The sequence below is a fragment of the Enterococcus pallens ATCC BAA-351 genome (assembly GCF_000407485.1).
Lineage (GTDB): Bacteria > Bacillota > Bacilli > Lactobacillales > Enterococcaceae > Enterococcus_A > Enterococcus_A pallens.
Map to the genome: position 1 here is coordinate 78,362 of NZ_ASWD01000001.1, position 22,602 is coordinate 100,963.

23 protein-coding genes are annotated in these 22,602 nt (G+C 40.8%); 16 read left to right on the plus strand and 7 right to left on the minus strand.

Annotation, left to right across the window (positions count from 1 at the left end; all coding sequences use genetic code 11):
• The first annotated feature begins 28 nt into the window (after window positions 1-28).
• The 3 genes from I588_RS26280 to I588_RS00385 all read left to right on the plus strand — a co-directional run bounded on the left by I588_RS26280 (window position 29) and on the right by I588_RS00385 (window position 5,002).
• A complete protein-coding gene (locus I588_RS26280; RefSeq protein ID WP_010756936.1) occupies window positions 29-3,280 on the plus strand; it encodes a hypothetical protein in 3,252 nt (1,083 codons plus the stop codon).
• Window positions 3,281-3,477: 197 nt separating this feature from the next.
• Entirely contained in the window at window positions 3,478-4,221 is a 744-nt protein-coding gene (locus tag I588_RS00380) for a recombinase family protein (protein WP_010756938.1), read from the plus strand.
• A 16-nt stretch (window positions 4,222-4,237) separates the two neighbouring features.
• Window positions 4,238-5,002: a helix-turn-helix domain-containing protein gene (locus tag I588_RS00385; protein WP_010756939.1), complete on the plus strand. Its 765-nt coding sequence runs from the start codon at window positions 4,238-4,240 to the stop codon at window positions 5,000-5,002.
• 135 nt (window positions 5,003-5,137) lie between these two features.
• On the opposite strand, the gene I588_RS00390 is transcribed toward I588_RS00385, so the two are convergent.
• From I588_RS00390 to I588_RS00405, 4 genes are read right to left on the minus strand one after another with little or no spacing between them, the layout of a single operon-like run.
• On the minus strand, window positions 5,138-6,022 hold the full coding sequence (locus I588_RS00390) for a sensor histidine kinase (RefSeq protein WP_010756940.1): 885 nt from the start codon (window positions 6,020-6,022) through the stop codon (window positions 5,138-5,140).
• A 15-nt stretch (window positions 6,023-6,037) separates the two neighbouring features.
• Entirely contained in the window at window positions 6,038-6,793 is a 756-nt protein-coding gene (locus tag I588_RS00395) for an ABC transporter permease subunit (RefSeq protein WP_010756941.1), read from the minus strand.
• Window positions 6,790-7,710 carry an ATP-binding cassette domain-containing protein gene (locus I588_RS00400; RefSeq protein WP_010756942.1) on the minus strand — a complete coding sequence of 307 codons (921 nt, stop codon included), beginning with the start codon at window positions 7,708-7,710 and terminating at the stop codon, window positions 6,790-6,792. The genes I588_RS00395 and I588_RS00400 overlap by 4 nt, the downstream gene beginning before the upstream one ends.
• Complete coding sequence (locus I588_RS00405; protein ID WP_010756943.1) at window positions 7,707-8,405, minus strand: response regulator transcription factor; 699 nt, start codon at window positions 8,403-8,405, stop codon at window positions 7,707-7,709. Before I588_RS00405 ends, I588_RS00400 begins: the two co-directional genes overlap by 4 nt.
• Window positions 8,406-8,573: 168 nt before the next feature.
• On the opposite strand from I588_RS00405, the gene I588_RS00410 reads away from it, so the two are divergent.
• From I588_RS00410 to I588_RS00420, 3 genes are all read left to right on the plus strand, one after another.
• The gene (locus tag I588_RS00410; RefSeq protein WP_010756944.1) at window positions 8,574-9,653 is read left to right on the plus strand and encodes an acyltransferase family protein; all 1,080 of its coding nucleotides are present in this window, start codon (window positions 8,574-8,576) and stop codon (window positions 9,651-9,653) included.
• Window positions 9,641-10,435: a DUF4931 domain-containing protein gene (locus I588_RS00415; RefSeq protein WP_010756945.1), complete on the plus strand. Its 795-nt coding sequence runs from the start codon at window positions 9,641-9,643 to the stop codon at window positions 10,433-10,435. Before I588_RS00410 ends, I588_RS00415 begins: the two co-directional genes overlap by 13 nt.
• Window positions 10,436-10,548: 113 nt before the next feature.
• Window positions 10,549-10,977, plus strand: a complete 429-nt coding sequence (locus I588_RS00420; protein ID WP_010756946.1) for a GNAT family N-acetyltransferase — start codon at window positions 10,549-10,551, stop codon at window positions 10,975-10,977.
• Window positions 10,978-11,023: 46 nt separating this feature from the next.
• On the opposite strand, the gene I588_RS00425 is transcribed toward I588_RS00420, so the two are convergent.
• A complete protein-coding gene (locus tag I588_RS00425; RefSeq protein WP_010756947.1) occupies window positions 11,024-12,088 on the minus strand; it encodes a helix-turn-helix domain-containing protein in 1,065 nt (354 codons plus the stop codon).
• Between the two features lie 217 nt (window positions 12,089-12,305).
• On the opposite strand from I588_RS00425, the gene I588_RS00430 reads away from it, so the two are divergent.
• The 5 genes from I588_RS00430 (at window position 12,306) to I588_RS00450 (ending at window position 16,834) form a co-directional block, all read left to right on the plus strand.
• Entirely contained in the window at window positions 12,306-12,536 is a 231-nt protein-coding gene (locus tag I588_RS00430) for a hypothetical protein (RefSeq protein ID WP_010756948.1), read from the plus strand.
• A gap of 154 nt (window positions 12,537-12,690) precedes the next feature.
• On the plus strand, window positions 12,691-13,065 hold the full coding sequence (locus tag I588_RS00435; protein WP_010756949.1) for an ASCH domain-containing protein: 375 nt from the start codon (window positions 12,691-12,693) through the stop codon (window positions 13,063-13,065).
• Between the two features lie 275 nt (window positions 13,066-13,340).
• A complete protein-coding gene (serC, locus tag I588_RS00440; protein ID WP_010756950.1) occupies window positions 13,341-14,423 on the plus strand; it encodes a 3-phosphoserine/phosphohydroxythreonine transaminase in 1,083 nt (360 codons plus the stop codon).
• The gene (locus I588_RS00445; protein ID WP_010756951.1) at window positions 14,424-15,608 is read left to right on the plus strand and encodes a phosphoglycerate dehydrogenase; all 1,185 of its coding nucleotides are present in this window, start codon (window positions 14,424-14,426) and stop codon (window positions 15,606-15,608) included.
• Window positions 15,608-16,834 carry a DUF1015 domain-containing protein gene (locus I588_RS00450; protein ID WP_010756952.1) on the plus strand — a complete coding sequence of 409 codons (1,227 nt, stop codon included), beginning with the start codon at window positions 15,608-15,610 and terminating at the stop codon, window positions 16,832-16,834. Before I588_RS00445 ends, I588_RS00450 begins: the two co-directional genes overlap by 1 nt.
• A gap of 107 nt (window positions 16,835-16,941) precedes the next feature.
• Here I588_RS00450 and I588_RS00455 read toward each other — a convergent pair whose 3' ends face one another.
• A complete protein-coding gene (locus tag I588_RS00455; protein ID WP_010756953.1) occupies window positions 16,942-17,451 on the minus strand; it encodes a DNA-3-methyladenine glycosylase I in 510 nt (169 codons plus the stop codon).
• Window positions 17,452-17,606: 155 nt separating this feature from the next.
• Here I588_RS00455 and I588_RS00460 point away from each other — a divergent pair, with 155 nt between their 5' ends.
• Window positions 17,607-17,942: a PadR family transcriptional regulator gene (locus tag I588_RS00460; RefSeq protein WP_034693475.1), complete on the plus strand. Its 336-nt coding sequence runs from the start codon at window positions 17,607-17,609 to the stop codon at window positions 17,940-17,942.
• 3 nt (window positions 17,943-17,945) lie between these two features.
• Window positions 17,946-18,977: an HAAS signaling domain-containing protein gene (locus I588_RS00465; protein WP_010756955.1), complete on the plus strand. Its 1,032-nt coding sequence runs from the start codon at window positions 17,946-17,948 to the stop codon at window positions 18,975-18,977.
• Between the two features lie 36 nt (window positions 18,978-19,013).
• On the opposite strand, the gene I588_RS00470 is transcribed toward I588_RS00465, so the two are convergent.
• Window positions 19,014-19,811 (minus strand): MBL fold metallo-hydrolase, encoded by a 798-nt coding sequence (locus I588_RS00470; protein ID WP_010756956.1) that lies wholly within the window; start codon window positions 19,809-19,811, stop codon window positions 19,014-19,016.
• A 146-nt stretch (window positions 19,812-19,957) separates the two neighbouring features.
• Between I588_RS00470 and I588_RS00475 the strand changes: the two genes are divergently transcribed.
• From I588_RS00475 to I588_RS00485, 3 genes are read left to right on the plus strand one after another with little or no spacing between them, the layout of a single operon-like run.
• On the plus strand, window positions 19,958-20,350 hold the full coding sequence (locus I588_RS00475) for a MerR family transcriptional regulator (protein WP_034693241.1): 393 nt from the start codon (window positions 19,958-19,960) through the stop codon (window positions 20,348-20,350).
• A gap of 11 nt (window positions 20,351-20,361) precedes the next feature.
• Complete coding sequence (locus I588_RS00480) at window positions 20,362-21,255, plus strand: MurR/RpiR family transcriptional regulator (RefSeq protein WP_010756958.1); 894 nt, start codon at window positions 20,362-20,364, stop codon at window positions 21,253-21,255.
• Window positions 21,256-21,292: 37 nt separating this feature from the next.
• Window positions 21,293-22,366 (plus strand): hypothetical protein, encoded by a 1,074-nt coding sequence (locus I588_RS00485; protein WP_010756959.1) that lies wholly within the window; start codon window positions 21,293-21,295, stop codon window positions 22,364-22,366.
• The last annotated feature ends 236 nt before the right edge of the window (window positions 22,367-22,602 follow it).

Genomic DNA, 22,602 nt, shown 5'->3' on the forward strand with positions numbered 1-22,602 from the left:
GTTTTGTAAGGAGGAATCCAAACAGTCAATGAAAAAAAAGAGAGAAATCTATCAGCAGTATAATCACAGGAAAATAAAACGAATTGCAGGAGTAATCTTGTTTGCTGTGTTAATCAGTATGGGTTCAGTGATGGGAATTAACAGCTTGCATAATAAAAGAGAAGCCGTCTCGGCACATCCAACGAATAAAATTAAATTAGACGAGGGAGGAGCGCATGAATTTGAAATTCCTGTAGATGCGCTCAAACTTAAAGAGCAAGCATTAATTGATAATCCCAGCTATCAGAATTTTGTTCAGGGAGAAAAAATTGCCGGTGCCTTAACTAGAGAAAATTTGGAAAGCTATTCAGAACAATCAGGCTTGAGCTTCGATTCGGTCCAAAGAACAAGTGATGGAAATTGGATAATGGCAATTAATTTTAGAAATGATTGGTACTCTCAAAATGGAAAACCAAGTGCTTTCCAAAAATACTTGGTTAAAACGAATGATGATGGAGAAATATTAAAAATATACAATGTTGCAAGTGGTGAAAACTTTTTCACAACAAGTAACAATACCAAGGCGGATTATCGATCAGCAGTAGACGGGGGAGCCTTATTAGTAGAAAGCGGCAAGGTATCCCTATGGTTCCAAGGGTACTCTCCAAAGGAAAAAAATGAAAAGCTAAGACGGGTAACCCTTGATGAAAATCTTACGCCATCATCAGCTTCCTATATAGTCGGCAATTTTAGTACAAGTACGTACCCTGTTCCGCCAAATTCCGTAAGACTTTTCTTTAGGAAGGACATTGTGAACAATGATACCTGGTATACAGGGAATTCCAATGTGCCATTAGGACAAGAAGCCACTTATAAGCCAAAGTATAGCTTATTACGTTTAAATAATCAGACTGGTGCCGTTTTAGAGAATAGTAATTTAAGCTTTCCTTCACTTAATCAGTTAAATAGTACCGTCACGAATGTAACCAAAGGAAATGTTGGCTTTCAAGGAACTCAGGTTACTAAAACAGCTGATGGTGGAATTTTGATGCATGGGTGGATCTATCATCAATTAACGGATGTTTCGCAAATAACACCTTCTCAACACATTATAAAGTTTGACTCCTCAGGCACTTTCCAATGGTCAAAGGATGTGCTAAATGGATCTTATCGATTACAAGAGGAGTTGAGTGACGCAAATAATCTAGTAGCTTTGGAAAAGAGCGCAACGAACAATCAGCTAGTTAGCATCAACACGAGTGATGGAACAGAAACTGTATTGAGAAAATTTCCCATAGGAACGGACCTGTCAATTCTAAGGAATCCCAATGCAGAGTATAATTCTGAATTTGATTTCTTTGGCAGTGTTCAAAGAATGGAGGATGATTTCTCAGGCTATGTGAATGGTCCAGGTGTTGTGATGGGGACGATGAATAAGGATTATTCTGTAAGCAGTGCGAATTTCATCAATGCGGATGCGGAGGTGATTGTAGGAGGATTAATTGCAAACAATGGTACAAATCGCTATTTCATGTATGGCAGTACCAATAGTAAAACTTTCTCAAATACGCCTAAAACTGGTTGGAAAACACACTTGCCAAATGTTTCGAATAGAGATCTATTTTTTGGAAGTGTAAGAAAAGACGAAGACTATTCACCGATAATTTCGCCATCCAAAGCAATCACTGTATCAATTGATGATCCAGAAATTAAAAAAACTGAAACGAATAAGTATGGCTGGACCCTATTAGACAATTGGTTAATTACAGGGTCTAAAACAGGGACTTTAGCGGATGATTCGTCTATTAAGGTTTTTGATAATATGGACAGTCAAAGTACAAATATCGCTGCTACGCCTGCTGAAAGACAGGAATGGCTAGAAAAGAGAATTAATCGAAATCCTAAAAATCTTTCGGCGGCGATTGAATGGGAGAAGCTAGGCTTCAATAGCTCCATCACAGGGCCGCAACTGGTTACTTACTTTGTTACTGACTCTCAAAATCAGCCGAGCACTACTTCTCGTTGGGTGAATAAAACCGGAGAAGAGACCATTATTGATAAGGATAACAACTATGCATTAGATGCACAAAACTTCCATATTCCTTTAAATGGAATTAATGCAGCTATTCCTAATGCGGATAAATTTAAGGAATTGGCTAAAACGATGGCCTGGAACTTAACCGATCATGAGAAGAGTATTGGTGACCAAGGAAATGGTTTAGATGAAGATGGAACGGATTCCAGCAAGCTTTCGTCAAAAGTCACAGTGGATGCGGATCAACTAAAAGTTTTACAAGAAGCCACTGTTGGAAAGCCTTATCCAGTGGATGTAGTCTATCAACCGGAAAACGGTATTGAGATCAAAAATCGTGTTTGGGTTTTTGTTACTACGAAAAATACTTTGCCTAATAGTGAGACAAATCCCGCATCGACACCTGCGGATACGAACGGAGTCGTCTATTATGGGGATGATTATTCTTTACCGTTTCGTCTAAGAACGACACAGACTGCAGCAGATGTTTTGAACCGAAGTAATATTCGCGTATATAACTATTACGATAATACTCACGAAACATCAGCCGAATTACCTGTATTGGCAGACAAAACCACGAATCCTGAGAAACTGCAGGTGGTTAATCTTGATGCTATCCATTCGGCTGCCCGTCCTGGTCTAATAGATTCAAGTCCACCAGATGGAACAGCTATGATTCGTTATGAGTGGGATGGAGCGGTGGATGGCAACCATCAATCAGGGATGACCAAACCTACTTTGGGCGGAATAGATGTTACTTTGACTGGAGATATTTTGCTCCACGTACGACAAGCTATTGTAGCTGATTCTGATCAGTTAGTCGTTCCGGAAGAAGGCTATTTGAGATTGGTCACCAATGATTATGATGGTGTATCAGGAACCCAAGAAAATCCTGACCAGCTACGGCAAACGTCTATTTCGTCAGGAAAGAATTCCGATAATCCAGCCTTTGAAACGATTGCTGTGAATGTAGATCATATGGACAGTCCTTTAGATGAATTGGCGCTTCAATTAGTGGTTCCAGAATACTATGAAGTGGTGGGGAACTATTTAACCATAGGAAGCGAAGATCCAAATGGAGCAAGTCATAGTGGGAAAAATGAAGCAGACAGCAATCGTGCCTCACTAATCTTTCAGCGAGACGCTCTTTATACTGACGAAGAGTATTTTATTACGATTTATCTAAAACCCAAGCTGAAGCAAGACGGACCAGCCCCGTACAGCTGGGATTATAAGAAAAACAATCTAGGAAAAATTAAAACGCAATAGACGAAAGAGGCAGGAGAGAGCATGGTTTATCTATTATTACTAATGTTAGGCCTCATTGTATTGGTCCAAAGCTATTTGCTGTTCTCATTAACGCGAAGTCAAAGGGACTTGCAAGTCCAGCTTGCTCGGCTGCTGCGAAACCGGCAGCAAGCAAGTACTAGCAGGCGAAAAAAACCAATAGAAAGAGGAAGGATACGATGAATCTTGGCTATGCACGGGGGTATCAACTGACCCAACAATTGGATATGCTGGAGGATTATCCGATTGATGAGCTTTTTTCTGATGGTGCACAGGAGGTAGAAGCCTTGTATTCTCCTACTAGTGAATTTCAGGCTTTGCTGAACTTTGCTCAGTCAGGTGATCATTTAGTCATCGCCTCATGGGAAGCAATCTCAAGAGACTACCGCCAGCTGTTAAACTGTCTGGATCAGTTGGAAGCCCTGGAAGTAACATTGGACATATTAACACTGCCTCAGCTAACCATTGACGAATGGCGTCAGCTTTTTCGTTGGTCTTTACGTAATGATCGCTTGCTGCACCCGATATTGGTCAAAGCAGGGAGAGAAAGGGAACGCAGTAAAGAGGCTTATTCTCTATTCAGCAAGGAACCAGAGGCACGCAAGCTTTATCGGGAAATCATTTGGTTGTTGGTAGAGAAAAATTCCGTTCGTCAAGTCGCTCAACAAAAACGGGTACCGATTGAAACGGCGTATCGAATTCAACAAGAGCTAAAACAAGTGCAGTTAGCGATCATTTTAGTGGTTTGCTTCCTGCTGGCAATTTTCAGTATTAAGCTAGCCGAAACTTATTTTGATCAGCTATGGATTCAAGTGGTTATCTGTGTGGTTGTCACCTTAGTCATTTTATGGAATGTATTAGTTGATACCGAAGAGACCGAGACAAAGCCGACAATAAAACAGAAGAAGATACCAAAAATCTAACGAGAAGGTGTATGCGATGCAACATGTACTTATTTTAACGAAAAACTTTTTGGCAGAAGAATCGCTGATTCGTAAATTCCAGCGAATGAATAATGAAGTTTTCTGTTCCACGGATTTATTCAATCGCTTAAAGAAAGGGACCCTCAGTCCTTTTCTTTCTTATTTCCAGTGGATTGTCTTGAGTGAAAGTCTGTGCAACTCAGAAGCAGAGCAGATTTTGCAACTGTTAAAGAAGCAATCCTCACTTATTTTGCGTAGGGTGGAAATCATGCCTAATGAGGAGGAACAAAGCTATTGGCAGGAGCAGGGAATAGTGGATTGGATCACTCAGGACACTAGCTACGAGCTTTTACGAGAAAAGATGAATGAACTTCAGCTGCGAATGAATCAGGAAGCACAACTGGGAAATCAGATTGTGAATTTCCCAACTCCAGGTGAAGAAACGGCATCGAATAACTTGAAGCTATTAATGAAGAGTCTTTCCAAAACAGAAAAGCGTGTTTTTGACTATTTAATTCAAGCCTATTCAGCTAACAACGTCTTATCTCGGCAAGAACTGTGCAACTATTTATGGCAGGATGGCAGCACTTCCTCTAACATGAGTCAGTTGTCCTGTCTGATTAACAAGCTGAAGAACAAATTTGAACTGCATGGGATTAGAGGTGAAACTATCATTACTTTATGGGGAAGAGGATATAAATTAAGCAGTGCTTTTTATGATTACTGGATGGAGAGCTCACAGCAATTAGAGGAGTTAAATAGTTACTCAGCCATAAATTAGGCAATTTTTGTACTTTAGGTTAATGATAAGAGAAAACACTTTGCATATTCAACGAAAAACATCTCTACAGTCAGCTGGTCTGATTACAGAGATGCTTTTTTAATTAAAGAAAAAATTTAATAACAAAACGACACACTACCTCGGAAACCGCAGATGAATCACAAAATAGTCCTCAGTAACATTAGCTTCAACTGTCCCATCTAATTTCTCCGTCAATAATTTAACAATCGCTAGACCGAGTCCATTTCCTTTATTTCCTCGAGCTGTGTCAGAGACATAAAAACGATCGAACAGTCTAGTAGGGTCTAGTTGAATGGAGGGATCATAGCTGTTACCGACAATCAGCTTGGTTACATTATCCTGAATCAGTTGAATTGACAGCTGTTTTTCTCCATGAGCTAAGACATTCGCCAATAGATTCTGCAGGATTCGAGTAAACATTTTTTCGTCGGTGGTCAAATAAATGCCCTCTGGAATAGCCAACTCTAATTGAATCCCTCGCGTTTCAAAAGCTTCAGCCTCCTTCAAAATTTCGTCGATCAGTAAGGCACTAATATCTATCTGCTTGGTTGCAATCGCCAAATTCTGTGATTCGTAATAGGAAAGCTCAAAAAAGGAATGGATCAGGTCTTTTAAGTAAAGGTTCTTTTCTAAAATTGTGTGAATATACGCCAGCTGCTGAGAGGAAGGATCGCCTTTTTCCAGCAGCTGGGTATAGCCGATAATAGCAGTCAAAGGGGTACGCAAATCATGAGAAACATTGGCAATGGTTTCTTTTAATTCCTGCTCGCTATGCAGCAAGGCCAACTGATTATTTTTCTGTTCCATGATTTTTTGATTAATCGTTTGGACTAGACTGTTAATGGAAGAATCATTCAGATCCACTGTGATCAGCTGGTTGGTTTCGGGCTCTAGCTGCTGCAGCTGCTGATCGATGTGACGGATATTTTTTCGCAAAGAAAGGAGTAAGAAGCTTAGTACTAAGCAAAGAATTAGCAAAATAATTACTAGTAAATTCATGATGTCTGCTCCTTTCTAAGTTAAGTCTTGTTTCTCAAAGACATAGATCGACCCTGCAGTAAAGGCTCCCCACGTGACTATCGAGATAACTAGAGCCAAAAGGATTGCAGGTAGGGAAACGTGTCTTTGGGCAATGATTTGCAGCTGCTGGGAGGACAAGTAGGTATAGAGCAGCTGGAATTGTGAAGAAATCGTTCCTAAAACTTCGGACATATTCGTATAAACTACTGCAAAAATGGTTGAGCACATCAAGGTTTTTTGAACATCCTGGCAAATAAAGCTGATAAAGACAAAGGCTCTGATGGATGCCGCATTTAAGAGAAAGGCTAGACTAAAAACTCTTAGTACATACTGCAATTCCATCAGGTTGAACGTCGTGCCCCAACCATTTACCAAGGTAACTGTAGCTATCGTAATAAATGGGGTCAGCAGCAATAAGACTGATCCAACGATAGAATAAATCAGTGATTTGGCCAAAACCAGCTGTATCCGTGAATGTCCATTGGCCAAATGTTGGTAAAGGGTTCGTTGTGTGAAGTCAGAGCCTAGAAAGCTGGCAGCTAAAATTACTGGACCGTAAATGGTATTAATCAAATGAAATTCTGTTTGCACCGCCAGCCGACCTGAAATCAAAAGTGGTCGGGCCTGATTGGCAGATTGGAAAAACTTATCCAGTAAAGCATAAGAAAAAAAGCAGGCTAAAAGCACCAATAGGGGGAGAAGCCGCAGCTGAAAGATTCGGCGAAATTCGACACGGATCAAGTTAGTCATAGTAAAGGCTCCTTCATACGATCTACAAAATAGTTTTCTAAGCTGTCATCCATCATTGTGACATTAAGGATTTGAATCTGATGATCCGCCAAGCAGGTAAATATCCGATTCAAATTCTCCAAGCCTTCATAGAGCTTTAAGGTTCCATCAGGCATGACGATATAATTAGAAATTTGCAGCTTCTGCTCGATAATCGGCAAGGCTTGAGCAAGCTCATCCACCTGTAAAGCCAAGTGCCGTCGACATTTGTCTTGCAGCTCCTGTTGGGTAATTTGTTCAATGATCTGTCCTTTATGCAGGATCAAATAGTCGGTGGCCAGCTGATCCAGTTCACTTAGGGTGTTACTGCTGATGAGCATGGTGATATTCTTTTCTTGGTTAGCCTTCAGCAGCAGCTGGCGAATTTCTACCAGACTAATTGGATCAAGTCCATTGGTAGGCTCATCCAACATCAAAAAAGCGGGGTTCCCAAACAAAGCATTGGCAATTCCTAAACGCTGTTTCATGCCTAGGGAGTAATGCTTCACTCGTTTCTTAGACGTGGGGTCCAAGTTTACCGCTAATAAGGTCTGCTCAATTAATTCCTTGTTAGGAATGCCGCGAGAAATTCGGGTTAAGTTCAGATTTTCATAGGCAGTTAGATTAGGATGAATTGCTGGTGAACCGATTAAGCTGCCAACCTTCTCTCGCTGCTGAACCAATTCTTTAGGAGTAGAGCTGCCAAACAGTTGAATCATCCCGCTATCGGTTTTGACTAAGCCAGCTAAACTATTCATTAAAGTCGTTTTACCTGCACCGTTTAGTCCGATTAAGCCGTAAATTTTGCCTTGTTCTAAAGAGAAGGTGAGATTTTTTAGCACTAGTTGTCGGCCAAAGGTTTTGTTGAGTTGTTGGACCTCTACTACGATTCTTCTCATGTTAGCTCCTTAGCGGGTATTTTTTTGGACAAACGATAGCCAACTCCCCAGACCGTTTCAATGTAATCTGTTTGTGGATCGGCTTGATTCAGCTTGGTGCGCAGCGCACTGACGTGAACATTGATGGTATGCCCATCATCGTGGTAGGGCTCCTTCCAAACGCTCTCAAAAATGTTGCGCTTTGAGTAGACCTTTGTTGGATGTTCCATCAGCAACTGCAGGATATTAAACTCGGTGGAGGTTAGGAGCACCTCTTGCTGGTTGACTAAAACGGTTTGTTCAGTCGAATGAAGGGTTAAGTTTTTAAACCGCTTCTGTTCATTTTCTGCCGTCCAGGCTGGATTTCTGCGCAGGACGGCCTCTGCACGAGCAGCAACTTCGTCAATATCAAAGGGCTTAGTGATGTAATCATCGGCACCGATTTTCAATAAATCAACCTTAGTGGTTACAAGCTCTTTGGCCGAGATCACGATTACCGGAATGGCTGAAAATTTACGCAGTTCAATTAACACCGTATCGCCGCTTTTAAAGGGCAGGCTTAAATCTAAAAAAATCAAATCAAAGCTTTCTTTTTTCAAAAGATTGAGGGCAGTCAAGCCATCCGCTGCGATTTGGGTTATCCAGTTCTTTTCTTCAAATACTTGCTGCAGCAGCTGGCAAATTGTCTGATCGTCATCAATAATTAATAGTCGCATATCGTCCCTCCTTATAACCAGAAAAATACTTCTACAGTTATTTTAACATGGCGAGGGGCTTGCTAAAATCCTTTATGACAACTTGATAAATTCTTGACAATTGTCTTGAGCTCTTCTTGCTCTTTATTGCTTAGCATTAAACGTATTAAGCTGAAAAGAGGGATGGAGATGGAGGCTGCGGTTGAAAAAACAGGAATGAATCGGATTCAAGTCGTGCAATATATTGCGGCTGTACTAGTGATTTGTGTCCATTGCGGACCGATTCTGGAAGATCCATTGTTTAATTATGTAATTAAAAACATTTTTTGCCGAGTAGCGGTCCCTTTCTTTGCGGTATCGACGGCTTTTTTTGTTCGGGAGAAAAGCCGGACTCAGCCAGAGTATTTTTCGAGCTATTTATATTCTTTGGCAAAAAACTACTTGATTTGGAGCCTGGTTTTTCTGCCTTTAGGCGTGCAATGGATTCAACAAAATATGACCCTGCCGATTTATCTATATCCAATGGCTTTACTGGTGGGGTTATTCTATGTGGGAACTTTTTATCATTTATGGTATATGCCTGCTTTGATTTTTTCTTTGTGGCTGGTACGGCGGCTTGTTCGCCGATATTCTTATCGGGTGCTGTTGATGGGCTTCGGCGTTCTTTATTTATTTGGCTGTCTGGAGACTTATCATGGTTTGCTTGATAATGGTTTATTCATCAGGACTTTGATTGACTATTATTTGCAGTTTTTTGTCACAACGAGAAATGGTTTATTGTTCTTGTGTATTTTTGTGACGCTAGGTTTTTTGATTAGTGATTTTCGGACCAAGTTAACCAAGGAACAGCATTTGTGGGGTTTAACAATAAGCACGATTGGATTACTAGCAGAAGGGCTTCTGTTGTTTAAAACCGATTATTTGGACATGAATTTCCTGGTGATGCTCCTACCAGTCAGTTTCTATCTTTTTCTTTGGGCGCTAAAAGGATCATTTGCTGCACCAGTGACTAGGTGGAAGAGTCTCGGCAATCAGTATTATTTTATCCATCCATATGCTATCGCAATAATTGACAGGGTTCTACCACAGACTGGAATGCTCCAGTTTATTTTAGTTATTTTAGTGACCCATGGGCTGAGCCTGCTGGTGCTATCATTCCTCAGCCTAACTTCTTCTGGCAAATTCAGCACAAACAGCTTGAAGCGCTGGCTAATCAAGTATATGATGATAAAAAAAGAGAAGGGAACGTTCACTAAATGGAAAACTTGAATCATCAACAACCGTTGATTTTTTCCCATGTAGCCGCTCAGGGCAAGCCTCAGCATATGTCAGCTGAGAAAAATGGCTGTCCGTTTTGCGATTACAAGGATAAAGAAAATATACTAACCGAAGCTGGCGATTTTATGTGGGTGCTGAACAAGTATGCTACCTTGGAGAATACGCTGCAGACGATTATCATTGAGACGAAGGATCATGATGCGGATATGACGAATTATAGTCGTCAGTACAACCGTGATTTGATGCGCTTTGCCATTGATTGCTGGCAGCAGATTAAACATGATCCAAAGTATCGTTCCGTCTTATTTTACAAAAACCACGGCCCGCAATCTGGCGGCAGTCTCCAGCATGCCCATATGCAGGTAGTCGGTTTAGAGCAATTGGATGGCGAAGAAAATCTGATACCGGAAAACTTTGAAGGCATCGAAGTGTTGACTAAAAATCAGCTGGCGATCAATTTTTCGACAGAGCCAGTGATGGGCTTTTTGGAAATTAATGCCTCCGTGCCAGCCGATGAGGCGGCTGAATTGGATGTATTGGCAGATACGATACAGGATATCGTACAATTTATTTTAAATGACTATTATCGCGGCCGCTGTGACAGCTTTAATCTCTTTTTCTACGAAAGAGCGGGCCGACTAATCGCCAAAATCACACCAAGATTTGTGACCTCGCCTTATTTTGTCGGCTATAAATTATCACAAACCTTTACAACGGAACATTTGCAGGGCATTGGTGAAGAGCTTCGCAGCTATTTGGCAACGAAGGCTTGACATTGAAGCTTCTTCTGTTAGACTATGTACTATTAGTCGGAGGGCAAAGATTGCTGGATAAGATAATTCTTATCCAGTTATTTTTTTGTCCAAAAATTGGAGGAAAACGAAGCATGGCAATTAAAATGGAAGAATACCAAGCAAATAAGGACTTGACGATTAAACAGCTGGACCAATACACGATTAAAAAGGTGCCGGCATTAACGCAATATGATTTCAAGGAAATTAGTTTTGTTTACGAAGAAGAGGGGGAAGTTTTAGGTCGAATTGTTGGTGAAATCCATTGGAATTATTTACGAATCGAACTTTTTTACGTAGACGATGCCACTCGCGGCAACGGTGTAGGCAGTCAGCTGTTGCAACAAATGGAAGCTATTGCACTGGAGAAGAGCTGCAGCTTGATTTTGCTGGAAACTATGAGCTTTAATGCACCAAATTTCTATTTAAAGCATGGTTATGAAATCAGTGGCCAGATTGATAACCATCCCTTGGAAAATGAAACCCATTATTTCATGAGTAAACGTCTGACTGCAACAGTCTAATATAAAAACTAGGCGAGTTCTTTTTCGGAACTCGCCTTTCTAACTGCTATTCAGTGTACGTATTTTTGAAATCGGCAATCAATTCCTGGAAGGCTGGATGATCTCTGACAAAATCAAATTCGTGATTTTCCGGATTTTCCAAATCGTCATGAATTTTTATCGTCATGGTTTGACTGAAGCGCGGATCTAATTCTTTGTTCGGCAGATGACGATAGAGCAAAGAGTCCTCATGCGACCAAGGCTCCTGTAGCATCTGGAAAATTTCCCTAAAGGTTTGCAGAAATACCTCTTGATTTTCATAATAGATCGCTTGCTTCAAACGCAGGCTTAGAACACTTAAGGGATGGGAAGCCATCAGCTGAGCAAATTGTTCACCAACCTTAACAATATGATCTAGAGCTGCGGAATTATTTTCTCTAATCGCAGCTTCAGCCAGTAGCTGCAGCGCGTTTTGAATGGTGGCAGCATCCTTCAAAATAGTTATTTCTGTCAGTTTAGCAGCTGCCGGCCAATCTCCCTGCTGCGCATACAGGGTTGCTTGAATTTGTTCGCGATCAAAGCTGGGAGCAGCAGGGAGGCTGTCCAGTAATGCTTGAGCCTTTTCGTAATCCTCTCGTCGCAGATAGCGCCCGATTAGTTGGGCTGTGGCTTGATTGCCAATGTCAGGCTCATCGCTTTCAGCGGCGCGGGTGTACCAGTCTTCAATTTCAGCTAAATGATCGGGATTGATGGTGGTTTCATACATAAAAGACAAACCATCCATGACAATTGCTGCATTCAGCAGCAATAAATGACACGTAGGATAGTGCTGAAGCTTTTCTTTGGCTTGTTGAAAGGCCGATTCCATGCCAAGCGTTTTACCCGTGTGACTTAACTGGTTAACAAAATCAGCGACTTCCTGCTGAGAGAGTTCTTCATGGAAGCAAAGCAGGGTGTTTACATCTGTCTTCAATAACCGAGCTAAAGCAGGAAGCAGCGTAATATCAGGGTAGGATATCCCATTTACCCATTTGCTTACAGCAGCTGTAGTGACTCCTAATCTTTCGGCGATATCCTTTTGTTTTAACCTATTTTCTGCTATTTTCACACGAAGAATTTGATCAATCGTCATGTAAATGCCCTCCCTTTGGATGTTTTCCTTATCTTAAGTGTACAGGGAAGCATGGACAGAGAGCAAGGGAGTGTTAATCAAGTTTCAGTGGGCTAAATTAACTAGGGGTCAATTTTTTATCTATTTTACTTTATTTTCTTTATTAGGCTAAGCCTTGCCCCAATAGTCGACATAGACTAAAATAAAAGGTAGAACAATACAGAAGGACAGATTCCCTATGAGAAATTTCTTGCCCTACCAAGACAGTTTTATCCTGATAACGTTAGGTGGTATCATCTTAACGCAGTTTATCTTTTTAATTTTGGCTTTAAAATCCTATATTAAGGATCGTAAGGTCGAGAATGGTCATTTTTTTCTTTTGCTGTTTTTTCTAGTCGCCTATATTCTGATTAGTTTGTATTTAAATGCCACCTATCAGCAGTTGAATTTTCCAATTTTTGCTAATTAGGGGTGAAATTGAATAGTATAAACTGCAAAACAGTGCTTTATGTCCCTTAATTTAGGGATGTAAAGTACTGTTTTGCAATTGCTTGTTTAATTTTAGCTCGTTTTCTAATCGTGCTATTATTAGATAGAAGAAAAAAGTGAAGGAGGTGGATTGGTTGAAGGTGTTATTGTCCATCAAACCAGAGTATGTGGCTGAAATTGCTGATGGTTCGAAACGAGTCGAATATCGAAAAAGTCTTTTCAAACGAAGCGATGTTTCTATCGTGGTGGTTTACGCTACCAAACCTTGCGGAAAAATTGTCGGTGAATTTGAAATAGCGACAATTATTCAAGACCGTCCCGATAAGCTTTGGCAGAAAACGAAAGATTTGTCAGCTGATACTAAAGAAAGCTGTGATACCTATTTTCAGGGGCGTGAAACAGGCTATGGAATCCTGATTAAAAAATATGTCAGCTATCACGAACCGCGTGAATTAACGGACTATGGCATAAAGACTGCCCCGCAATCATTTTGCTATCTAAAGGAATAGTCGCCTAAAAATATCCGAGTTTCTTCTATTATATGTGAATCCGATTACAACAAACAGGTCTAGTCCTTAGATACTGTTTTTTTGTTTGAATTGAAAGTAAAAATGAAAATTTCTAGGATAAATTCAAATTATAGACGTCTTATCTTAAAATTAGACTTTTATCATTTTAAAGTATCTGTTATAATTGTCTTCACATCTTACGATTGATGCCAGTTTTTCTGACATTGAAAATCGCGGGATGAAAAAGTTTAAAAAAGAAGAAGGAGCGAACAAGAATGACAATTTACAATTTTTCTGCTGGACCAGCCGTATTACCAAAAGCCGTGTTGGAGAAAGCACAATCCGAACTGCTGGATTACAAAGGCAGTGGCATGTCGGTGATGGAGTTGAGTCATCGTTCCTCCTGGTTTGAAGATATTATTGCCGATGCTGAAAGCCTATTACGGGATTTAATGGCGATTCCTGATAACTACAAGGTATTGTTTTTACAAGGTGGCGCAAGCTTGCAATTTACAATGGTGCCGTTAAATTTAGCACAAGGGAAGAAAGCTTTGTATGTAAACACTGGTTCTTGGTCTAAAAAAGCTATCAGTGCCGCAAAAGCATTGGACAATGTGGAAGTAGAAGTTATCGCTGCATGTGAAAATGATAACTTTAATTATATTCCGGAATTACCAAAGGAAATCGACCAATCGGCTGCGTATGTCCACATTACTACCAACAATACGATTGAAGGAACAGCTTTCCAAACGATTCCTGATTGTGGTGATGTGCCGATTGTGGCAGATATGTCATCAAATATTTTAGCAAATGACTATAAAGTAGAAGACTTCGGTGTCATTTATGCCGGAGCACAAAAAAACATTGGACCAGCCGGATTAACCGTTGTAATTATCCGTGAAGACTTAATTGGCGATGCAAAGATTGCTTCACCAATGCTGGATTACAAGATTCAAGCCGATAACAATTCTCTTTACAATACACCACCAACCTTTGCGATTTACATGGCGAAATTGGTGTTCGAATGGGTCAAAGAACAAGACGGCGTTGCTGGAATCACAAAACAGGATCAAGAGAAAGCAGGGCGCTTATACGACGCCATTGATCAATCTGACTTGTTCCAAAGTCCGGTAGTGAAAGAAGCACGTTCCATTACCAACATTCCATTTGTGACAGGTGATGCAGAGCTAGACAAGAAATTCAATGCGGAAGCTTTGGCTGCCGGCTTTGAAAACTTGAAGGGTCACCGTTCTGTTGGCGGGATGCGGGCGAGCTTGTACAATGCCTTCCCAGCAGCAGGTGTGGATGCTTTGATTGACTTTATGGAAAAATTCGAACAGGAAAACGGGGGAAAATAAATGTTTCATATTAAGACTTTTAACGCGATTGCGCCAGAAGGTATGCAGCGTTTTGATAAAGAAAATTACCGCATTAACGAAAGCGAAACACCAGACGGCATTATTTTGCGCAGCCAAAAGCTGCATGACTATGAGTTTCCTGAGTCTGTTTTAGCTGTTGCTCGTGCTGGTGCTGGAACCAACAATATTCCGGTTAAGGAATGCACGGAAAAAGGGATCGTGGTTTTTAATACACCCGGTGCCAATGCAAATGCAGTGAAGGAATTGGTTATCGCCAGCTTACTATTGTCGGTCCGTCCGATGGTTCAAGGGATTCAATGGGTGCAAACCTTAAGCGGCGACGATGTGGAGGAACAGGCTGAAGCACAGAAGAAACAATTTGCCGGAACTGAATTAGAAGGTAAAAAATTAGGTGTGATCGGTCTAGGAGCAATCGGTGCCATGATCGCTAACGATGCTTACCGTTTAGGGATGGAAGTTACTGGCTATGATCCATACGTATCAGTGGATACAGCTTGGAGCATTTCTCGTCGGGTGCGCCGTGCAACAGACATCAAAGAGGTATTGGCAAACTGCGACTTCATTACGGTTCACGTTCCTTTGATGGATACTACGAAACATCTAATCGGTGCGGATGAATTGACCCAAATGAAGAACACAGCGAAATTGTTCAACTTCTCTCGCGGTGAAATCGTTGATACCGATGCTGTTTTAGCAGCAGTTAACGGAGGCAAGATCGCAGGTTTTACCACTGATTTTGCTGAAGAAAAATTATTGCACAATGACAAAATTACGGTATTGCCGCATTTAGGTGCTTCAACCGAAGAAGCCGAAATCAATTGTGCCAAAATGGCCGCTCGCGGCTTGAAGCGCTTCTTGGAAACGGGGATTATCAAACGTTCAGTTAACTTCCCAACAGTAGAAATGGCCTTCCATGCACCGTACCGGATTACGATTATTAACAAAAATGTACCAAACATGTTGGGACAAATCGCTTCTGACATTGCTTCATTAGATATCAACATTGCCAATATGGTGAATCGTGGACAAGATGACCATGCCTACACCTTGGTGGATGTGGACGAAACCAATCCTGAAAAAATCCAAGCGATTGCTGACAAGCTTTCTGAAAATGAAGGCATCATTCGCGTACGGACAATCAAAAATCAGGAGGTGGGCTATTAATGGTGGAAGTTCATCCCTTTAAAGCCATTCGTCCTGCTGAAGATTTAGCGGATAAAGTAGCTGCTTTACCTTACGATGTCGTGAATTCGGCAGAAGCAAAGGATTTAGCAGAAGGCAATCCTTACAGCTTCTTTCATATTGACAAAGCTGAAATTGATTTGCCAACGGATTTATCACCGTATGATCCCCAGGTTTATCAAAAAGCTGCTGATAATTTAGCTGCTTTCTTAAAAGAAGGATGGCTGAAAAAAGAAGCCGATAATTTTTACTACCTGTATGAATTAATCATGGACGGCCGCAGCCAAACGGGTCTGGTGGCTTGTACCTCAATTGACGATTACGTAGCTGGAAAAATCAAAAAGCATGAATTTACACGTCCGGAAAAAGAAGTGGATCGCATTAATCACATTAAGGCTTGTGATGCCAATACTAGCCCAATTTTCTTGAGCTATCGTTCGGATGAGACAATTCAAGGCTTATTGAAGAACTGGAAAGCTGACCATACACCGGTTTATGATTTCACCAGTTATCATGAGGTGACTCATAAGGTTTGGGTGATTGATGAAGCTGCGGTGATTGAACAATTGGAGCAAGCATTTAATAAAGTGACTGCTTTGTATATTGCCGATGGTCACCACCGAACTGAATCAGCGGTGAAGGTTGGTTTGGAAAAACGCAAAAACGGCCAGGAAAGTCCTGAAAGCAGCAATTTCTTGTCGATCATTTTTCCTGATGATGAGTTGGCAATTTGGGAATACAACCGTGTGTTGAAGGTCGCTCCGCCAGCAGACTTCTTTGATCAGCTAGCTGAAAACTTCACTGTTGAAAAAAGCGGCGTGAAGAAACCAGTAGCAGTGGGCCAAGTTCAAATGTATTTGAACAACGACTGGTACACGTTAACTGTCAAGCCGGAAAAAGTTACCAATGATCCAGTGGAACGCTTGGATGTTTCACTTCTACAAAACTATGTCTTTGATCAAATTTTCGATGTCAAGGATGTTCGCACGGATAAACGCATTGACTTTATCGGCGGCATTCGCGGTACCGAAGAATTAGAAAAATTAGTTGATTCGGGGGATTGGCAATTGGCTTTCTCCATGTATCCAACAGCCATGTCTGATCTATTATCAGTAGCCGATGCTGGCAAAATTATGCCACCAAAATCGACCTGGTTTGAACCAAAGCTGTTGAGCGGATTATTCATGCATGATTTAGAGACGAAATAAGTATTAATTCTCCCATAAGACGACTCAGGTTGTTTTGTGGGAGATTTTTTGTAAAAAAATAGTATAAACCAACTTATACTAAGTGAGTTTATACTATTTTCATTCATTCACCGATCCAACACCTGATCCTGAATCACTCCAGCCGCCTTCAAAAACATGCAGGTAACTACAGGGCCTACAAAAGTAAAGCCTCGCTTTTTCATATCTTTCGCAATTGTTGTTGCTTCCGGTAAGGTATTGGTGACCTGATCTTGGGTTTCGTACTGCTTAACAACCGGAACACCGCCGACAAAATCCCACAAATAATCCGCAAAGCTGTCATAGTCGTCCAGTAGTCGAACAATCGCCCGTGCGTTTTGAATGACCGCCTTGATTTTTCGCGGGTTGCGGATCATCTCGGGGTCCTTGGCGATCCGCTCTGCATCGTCTGGAAAAAGTGCAGCTACCTTGCGGAAATCCATCTCGCAAAAATTCCGCATAAAGCTCTCTTTTTTACCTGCAGCTACCTTCCAGCTAAGCCCAGCCTGAAAGACACCGATGGTCAAAAGCAGAAAAAGCATATCATCATCCTTGGTAGGTTTTCCCCATTGATCACTGTACCATTGATAATCTTTCATTCAGCGCTTCTCCCTTCGTTAGTTTTCTATTATTGATTGTATCATAAAGGAAAGAAATGGTGGCTTGTCAAATCAAACAAGCTGAAATTTACAATGATTTATTATTGACTATAATGTGTGACGTACAGTATAATATGTATGAAGAGGTGATGAGTATGCCAGAAAAGGATCTTGTTCAAAGTTACATCACTGAAATGAAGCGAGGCAGCTTGGTGTTGGCGGTTTTAGGTAGTTTGAAGGAACCGTATTACGGGTATGCACTGCTGCAGGAAATGCAGGAAAAGGGCATTGAGATTGAGGCCAATACATTGTATCCCTTATTGAGAAGACTAGAAAAGCAGGGACTGTTGACTAGCGATTGGGATACAACGGAGAGTCGACCCCGCAAGTATTATACGGTTAGTCCAGAGGGTGTTACCATTAGTCGGGAGTTATTGAAGGAATGGAAGAGGATGCAGGAAAGCATCACACAAATTTACTTGGGGGAATAGGGTATGGAAAATTGGGTGGATCGGTACGTTGCCGCAGTCGTGGGACGCTTGCCGGAAAAAGAACGGGCAGAGGTTGAACGGGAATTAAAAAGCAGTATTTATGATATGTTGTCAGACGAGCCGACAGAAGCAGAGATTAAACAAGTATTGAAGGATATGGGGTCGCCTGCTGATTTGGCGGAAGAGTATCGTCAGAATCCACGATACTTGATTTCTCCGAAGGTTTACGATAGTTATATACGGATGCTGAAGGTGCTGGTACCGATTATTACCGTGATTGCTGTCGTAATTGGGGTTGTGACTGCAGGGATTGAAGCCTTCCAAATGACCAGCATTCAGATTAGTGAAGTTTTTCAAATGATTATTAGTCAAGGGATTAGTAGTGGGGTCTCCGCTGCGATGCAAACCTTGATTTGGGTAACGGTAGGCTATGTGATTGCCGAACGTACCGGCATGATTAGTGACAAAAAGAAAGATGAGTGGGAGCTAGAAGAACTGCCGAAGCCTCAAGCAGGAGAAATCATTCCACTGTCTGATCCAATCGGTGAAATGATTGCGTCCTTTTTCTTCTGCGGCTGGTTAGCTTTAATGGGTTTAGGCTTTGCACCATTTGTGGCCATTGGCAATGGGTCTTCGGCAATTAGTGTACCTGTTTTCAGTGACAGCTTTGCTATGAAGGTAGTACCAATAATGGTAATTGTCGTTATTTTAACTGTGATTTCTAGTGTACAAAAGATTACTCAGCGTCGCTGGAACTCGCGGGTCTGCATATGGGTAATCATTGATAATGTAATTTCGGCGGTACTTTGGATCTTTTTATTCATGCAACAGGATATCTTCAGTCCACAGCTGATTAGCCGCTTGCAGGAGCGAGACTGGTCAACCGGGGATGTGCTGCATTATATTTCAATCGGTGATACCTTGACGATCCAAATGGTTATTTGCGGGATCATTGTGCTGGTAACAGCAATTGAGATTGGTTCAGCCATTTTCAAGACGGCTAAGAATAGTTCGGTTCAAGCGACGGTGGCGTAAGCGGTTGGAGCCTTCACAGTTTGTGAAGGCTCTTTTTTAATGATTGCTTAGTTGAAAAGCTTCACCAGCTGCTAGTAATTGTATCCGCTCAGGGTTGGTTACTTTACCGAAAAGCGCTTGCGGATCCCCATTGAATACATTCATTTCAGGAGCATCGACCGTTCCCCAGTGGGATAAAATCAGATCAGCAGCAGGGTATGTGTTAGCTAAAAGCACAGCATTGTCAAATCCGATATGCCATTCGTTATCGGAAAAATCAAATAAAATGGCGTCTGGCTGCGGCATTTCCAGCTGCTCTGGCAACAGGCGGGAATCTCCAGGAATCCAAAGACTGCCGTCTGGTGTGCTGATCCAGAAGCCGCAGAAATCTTCTTGCTGGAAGACACGCGCCGCTTTTTTTCGGGCATTCTGCCAAAGATGGTCGGCGGGGGTTAAGGTAATTTCCACGGAACCATCAGTGACGGTTTCATGAATTCCATGTCCCTTCGCCGGATACTGAAATCTTTCCCGAACCAGTTCAGCTACATAATGAGGTGCATGAACTGCTTCAGTGACTGGCAGGAGTTTTTTCAATGTGGGCAGACTATAGTGATCATTGTCAGAATGTGTTAACAGCAAGCTGTCTAAAGCTGGTACATCTTCAGCGGAGATGGGCAAATCAATTAATAAGGGTAGATCGAAGCCTTCTAAAACGGGGTCCACCATCATACAGTAGCCGCGACTATTTAGTAAAAGTCCAGAATTGCCCAGCCAATAAAGAGAGGTCTGGTCTGATGGTTGAAAAGCTTCTGGTCCGATGGTGATCGTTTGGGGAGGTCTAGCTTGTTTTGTCATGATAAGTCTCCTTTTTTGTTTTACTTAGTATACTAGTTAAAGTGTACTTTAAGTCAAGCCGATTCAAGCAATAAATTTTAGGCTGCTTTGTTATTGGCTCAGCAGGCTGTTACAATAAAGAAAACAAGGATGAAGGGATGAGTAGGATGAACATATCAGAGGTAGCAGCTAAATACGACATGACTGCCGCAACGATTCGCTATTATGAAAAGCAGGGTCTAATGCCGCCAGTGACGCGCAACGCTGCTGGAGTGCGAGATTTTCAAGAGGAAGATTTGAACTGGGTGGAGTTCATCAAATGTATGAAGGATTTTGGTTTATCGATTGATTCGCTGTCTCGTTATTCGGAATTGTATCAGATAGGTGATTCAACTTTAATAGAGCGCAAAGAAATTTTGACGAAGGAATACCAGAAGCTGTTGAAAAAACAGGAACAAATTAATCGAACAGTGGCTAAGTTAGAATGGAAGCTGGATTTTTATGATGAAAAAATTGCTTCGACCACAATTGAGTCTGCTGGTGAGAAAGAAGTAATGTGAGGTGAAGGGCAATGTATTTATTTCAACGAATTGAAGAGGCTGCCTTTAAGCAAAGCGATGCACGACGTACCATTGGCGAATTTATTCTAGAAAACCGAGAGCAGCTGCAGGACTTATCGATGGAGGAGATCGCCAAGCAAACGTTTACCTCTAAACCGACGTTGGTTCGTTTTGCCAAGTATTTTGGATATTCCGGTTGGAAGGAATTTATGTATGCCTTCAACCATGAGGTGGCTTACCATGACGATACGGCTTATGCCGATGTAGACCCCAATTTTCCTTTTTCGGCGGAGGAGGATACCTTGGAAATTATTGAAAGTTTGGTCAACTTAAAGATGCAGAGTATCAAGGATACTGTGTCGTTGATTGCTGCTGAGGACCTAAACAAGGCGGCAGGAATGATCCATCGCGCAGAAAATGTGGTGGTCTATGGCACTAGTCCCAATTATTATTACGGCGAGCTGTTTAAGCGTAACCTGTTAACGATCCGCAAGAAAGCCTTTATGGCGAAATCTGGCGAGAGCGGCGTAATTTCCCATTCCTTGAATCAGCGAGATTGTGCGATCATTATTTCTTATTCCGGTAACAATCCAGATGAAAATCCATCCAGCAACGTCAAGATTCTATTGAAAAACAGAGTGCCGGTCATCAGTATTACTAGCGGCGGCAAAAATTATTTGCGGGATTATTCGGATGTGGTGCTGAACATTTCCAGTAAAGAAAAGCTCTACTCGAAAATTGCCAATTTTGCCACCCAGGAATCCATCATGCTGATCTTAGATGCACTGTTCGCTAAGGTGTTTGCCATGAATTATGAAGAGAACAAGGCCAACAAAATTGCTAGCGCTAAGCTGTTAGAATCGCGGAGACAGGCGACGTTTAAGGATTTGGAGGAGAGGTTTTAACGAGCAACTTGAATCTTACAATTTAGGAGGAAAAGATATGATTAGATTACTTCAGCAAACATCCTTAAAAACAGTAGTAGGTATTGATGAAGTATATAGAATTGAAAATATCGATTCTATACTAGTACCAAGAATAAAAAATTTCCTAATTAGTATGCACAATAATACAGTAAGACCTTACTTTTCTGCTAGTAAGAGGTACCACGAGTGTGAAAAAATAGATGTGATCTCTTTTTTTAGAGGATTTATCCCTAATTTTGAAGGTGATCTATTTGACGAAGAACAATATAGAATATTGATAGCAGAATACTCCAAGAACTTTTTTGTTGTGGGCGAAAAAGGAAATGCATATCGCGAGAATGTTAACGTAGATGGAATTGATCCTTATTATAGGAATAATCCTACCGCCAATGATATAAAGGAAATTCTCGAACTAGTAAATTCAATATTAAATCGAAATGGATTTGGTTATATAGATTTGGATAAAATTTTACGATATGCTAATGATGATATCACAGGCACATATATGTTTCTATTAAATTTAGCACATAACATTGGAGGTCAATGGGAGAATAAATGCAGAAGCCCTTTTGTATCAGCAGCTTATGGAAATAGGGGATTTAAGAAAGCATTTCAATTTGCTAATAATAGAAATAATAATGACCATTCATATATACTCTGGGGGTTTCAACACGAGGATGTAAAAGATAGATATATATTTACCAAAGAATTGTGTCAAACTTTAGGAATGATGGATGTTAATTGGTATGAAGATATACATCATGAGATAATTATTAAAGATGGAATTTTTCCACAGAATATTTTAGGAGTATTCGTGATAGAAAATCAAACGGGTCGAAAAAATTTTATAATTAATCCATATCTATATCAACTATTTGACGCTGGTATAGAAAACGCAAGATATAATTCATCCGAATTAATTATAAAAATAAGTAGGTACGGAATTCCAATTGATCAAATAGATTTTGATAGATGTGCTAAAGAATTAGGCTATAAATCTTATGGATATGATATTGATGATGGTTATATAAGAGCAGGCAAAATAGGTAATTATGCTAATTTAATTTTGCCTAGAAATACCCGATTATAGTTTTCGAAATACACTTATTTAAAAACTTTAGTGGTCGAACTTTTGTACTTGAATCGACTTGTGAATTTGAAAAATTATGATCTGATTGATCTTATATTTTAAAGGAGATCAATTCTTTACCTTCTTAGTATACGCAATTTTTATACGACTAATATTGAGCGTAATTCGTTGAAGATAAAGATCCAAACAAAAACTACGTTTGATGATGGGAAAAATTGTAAAAATTAATCAAGTTT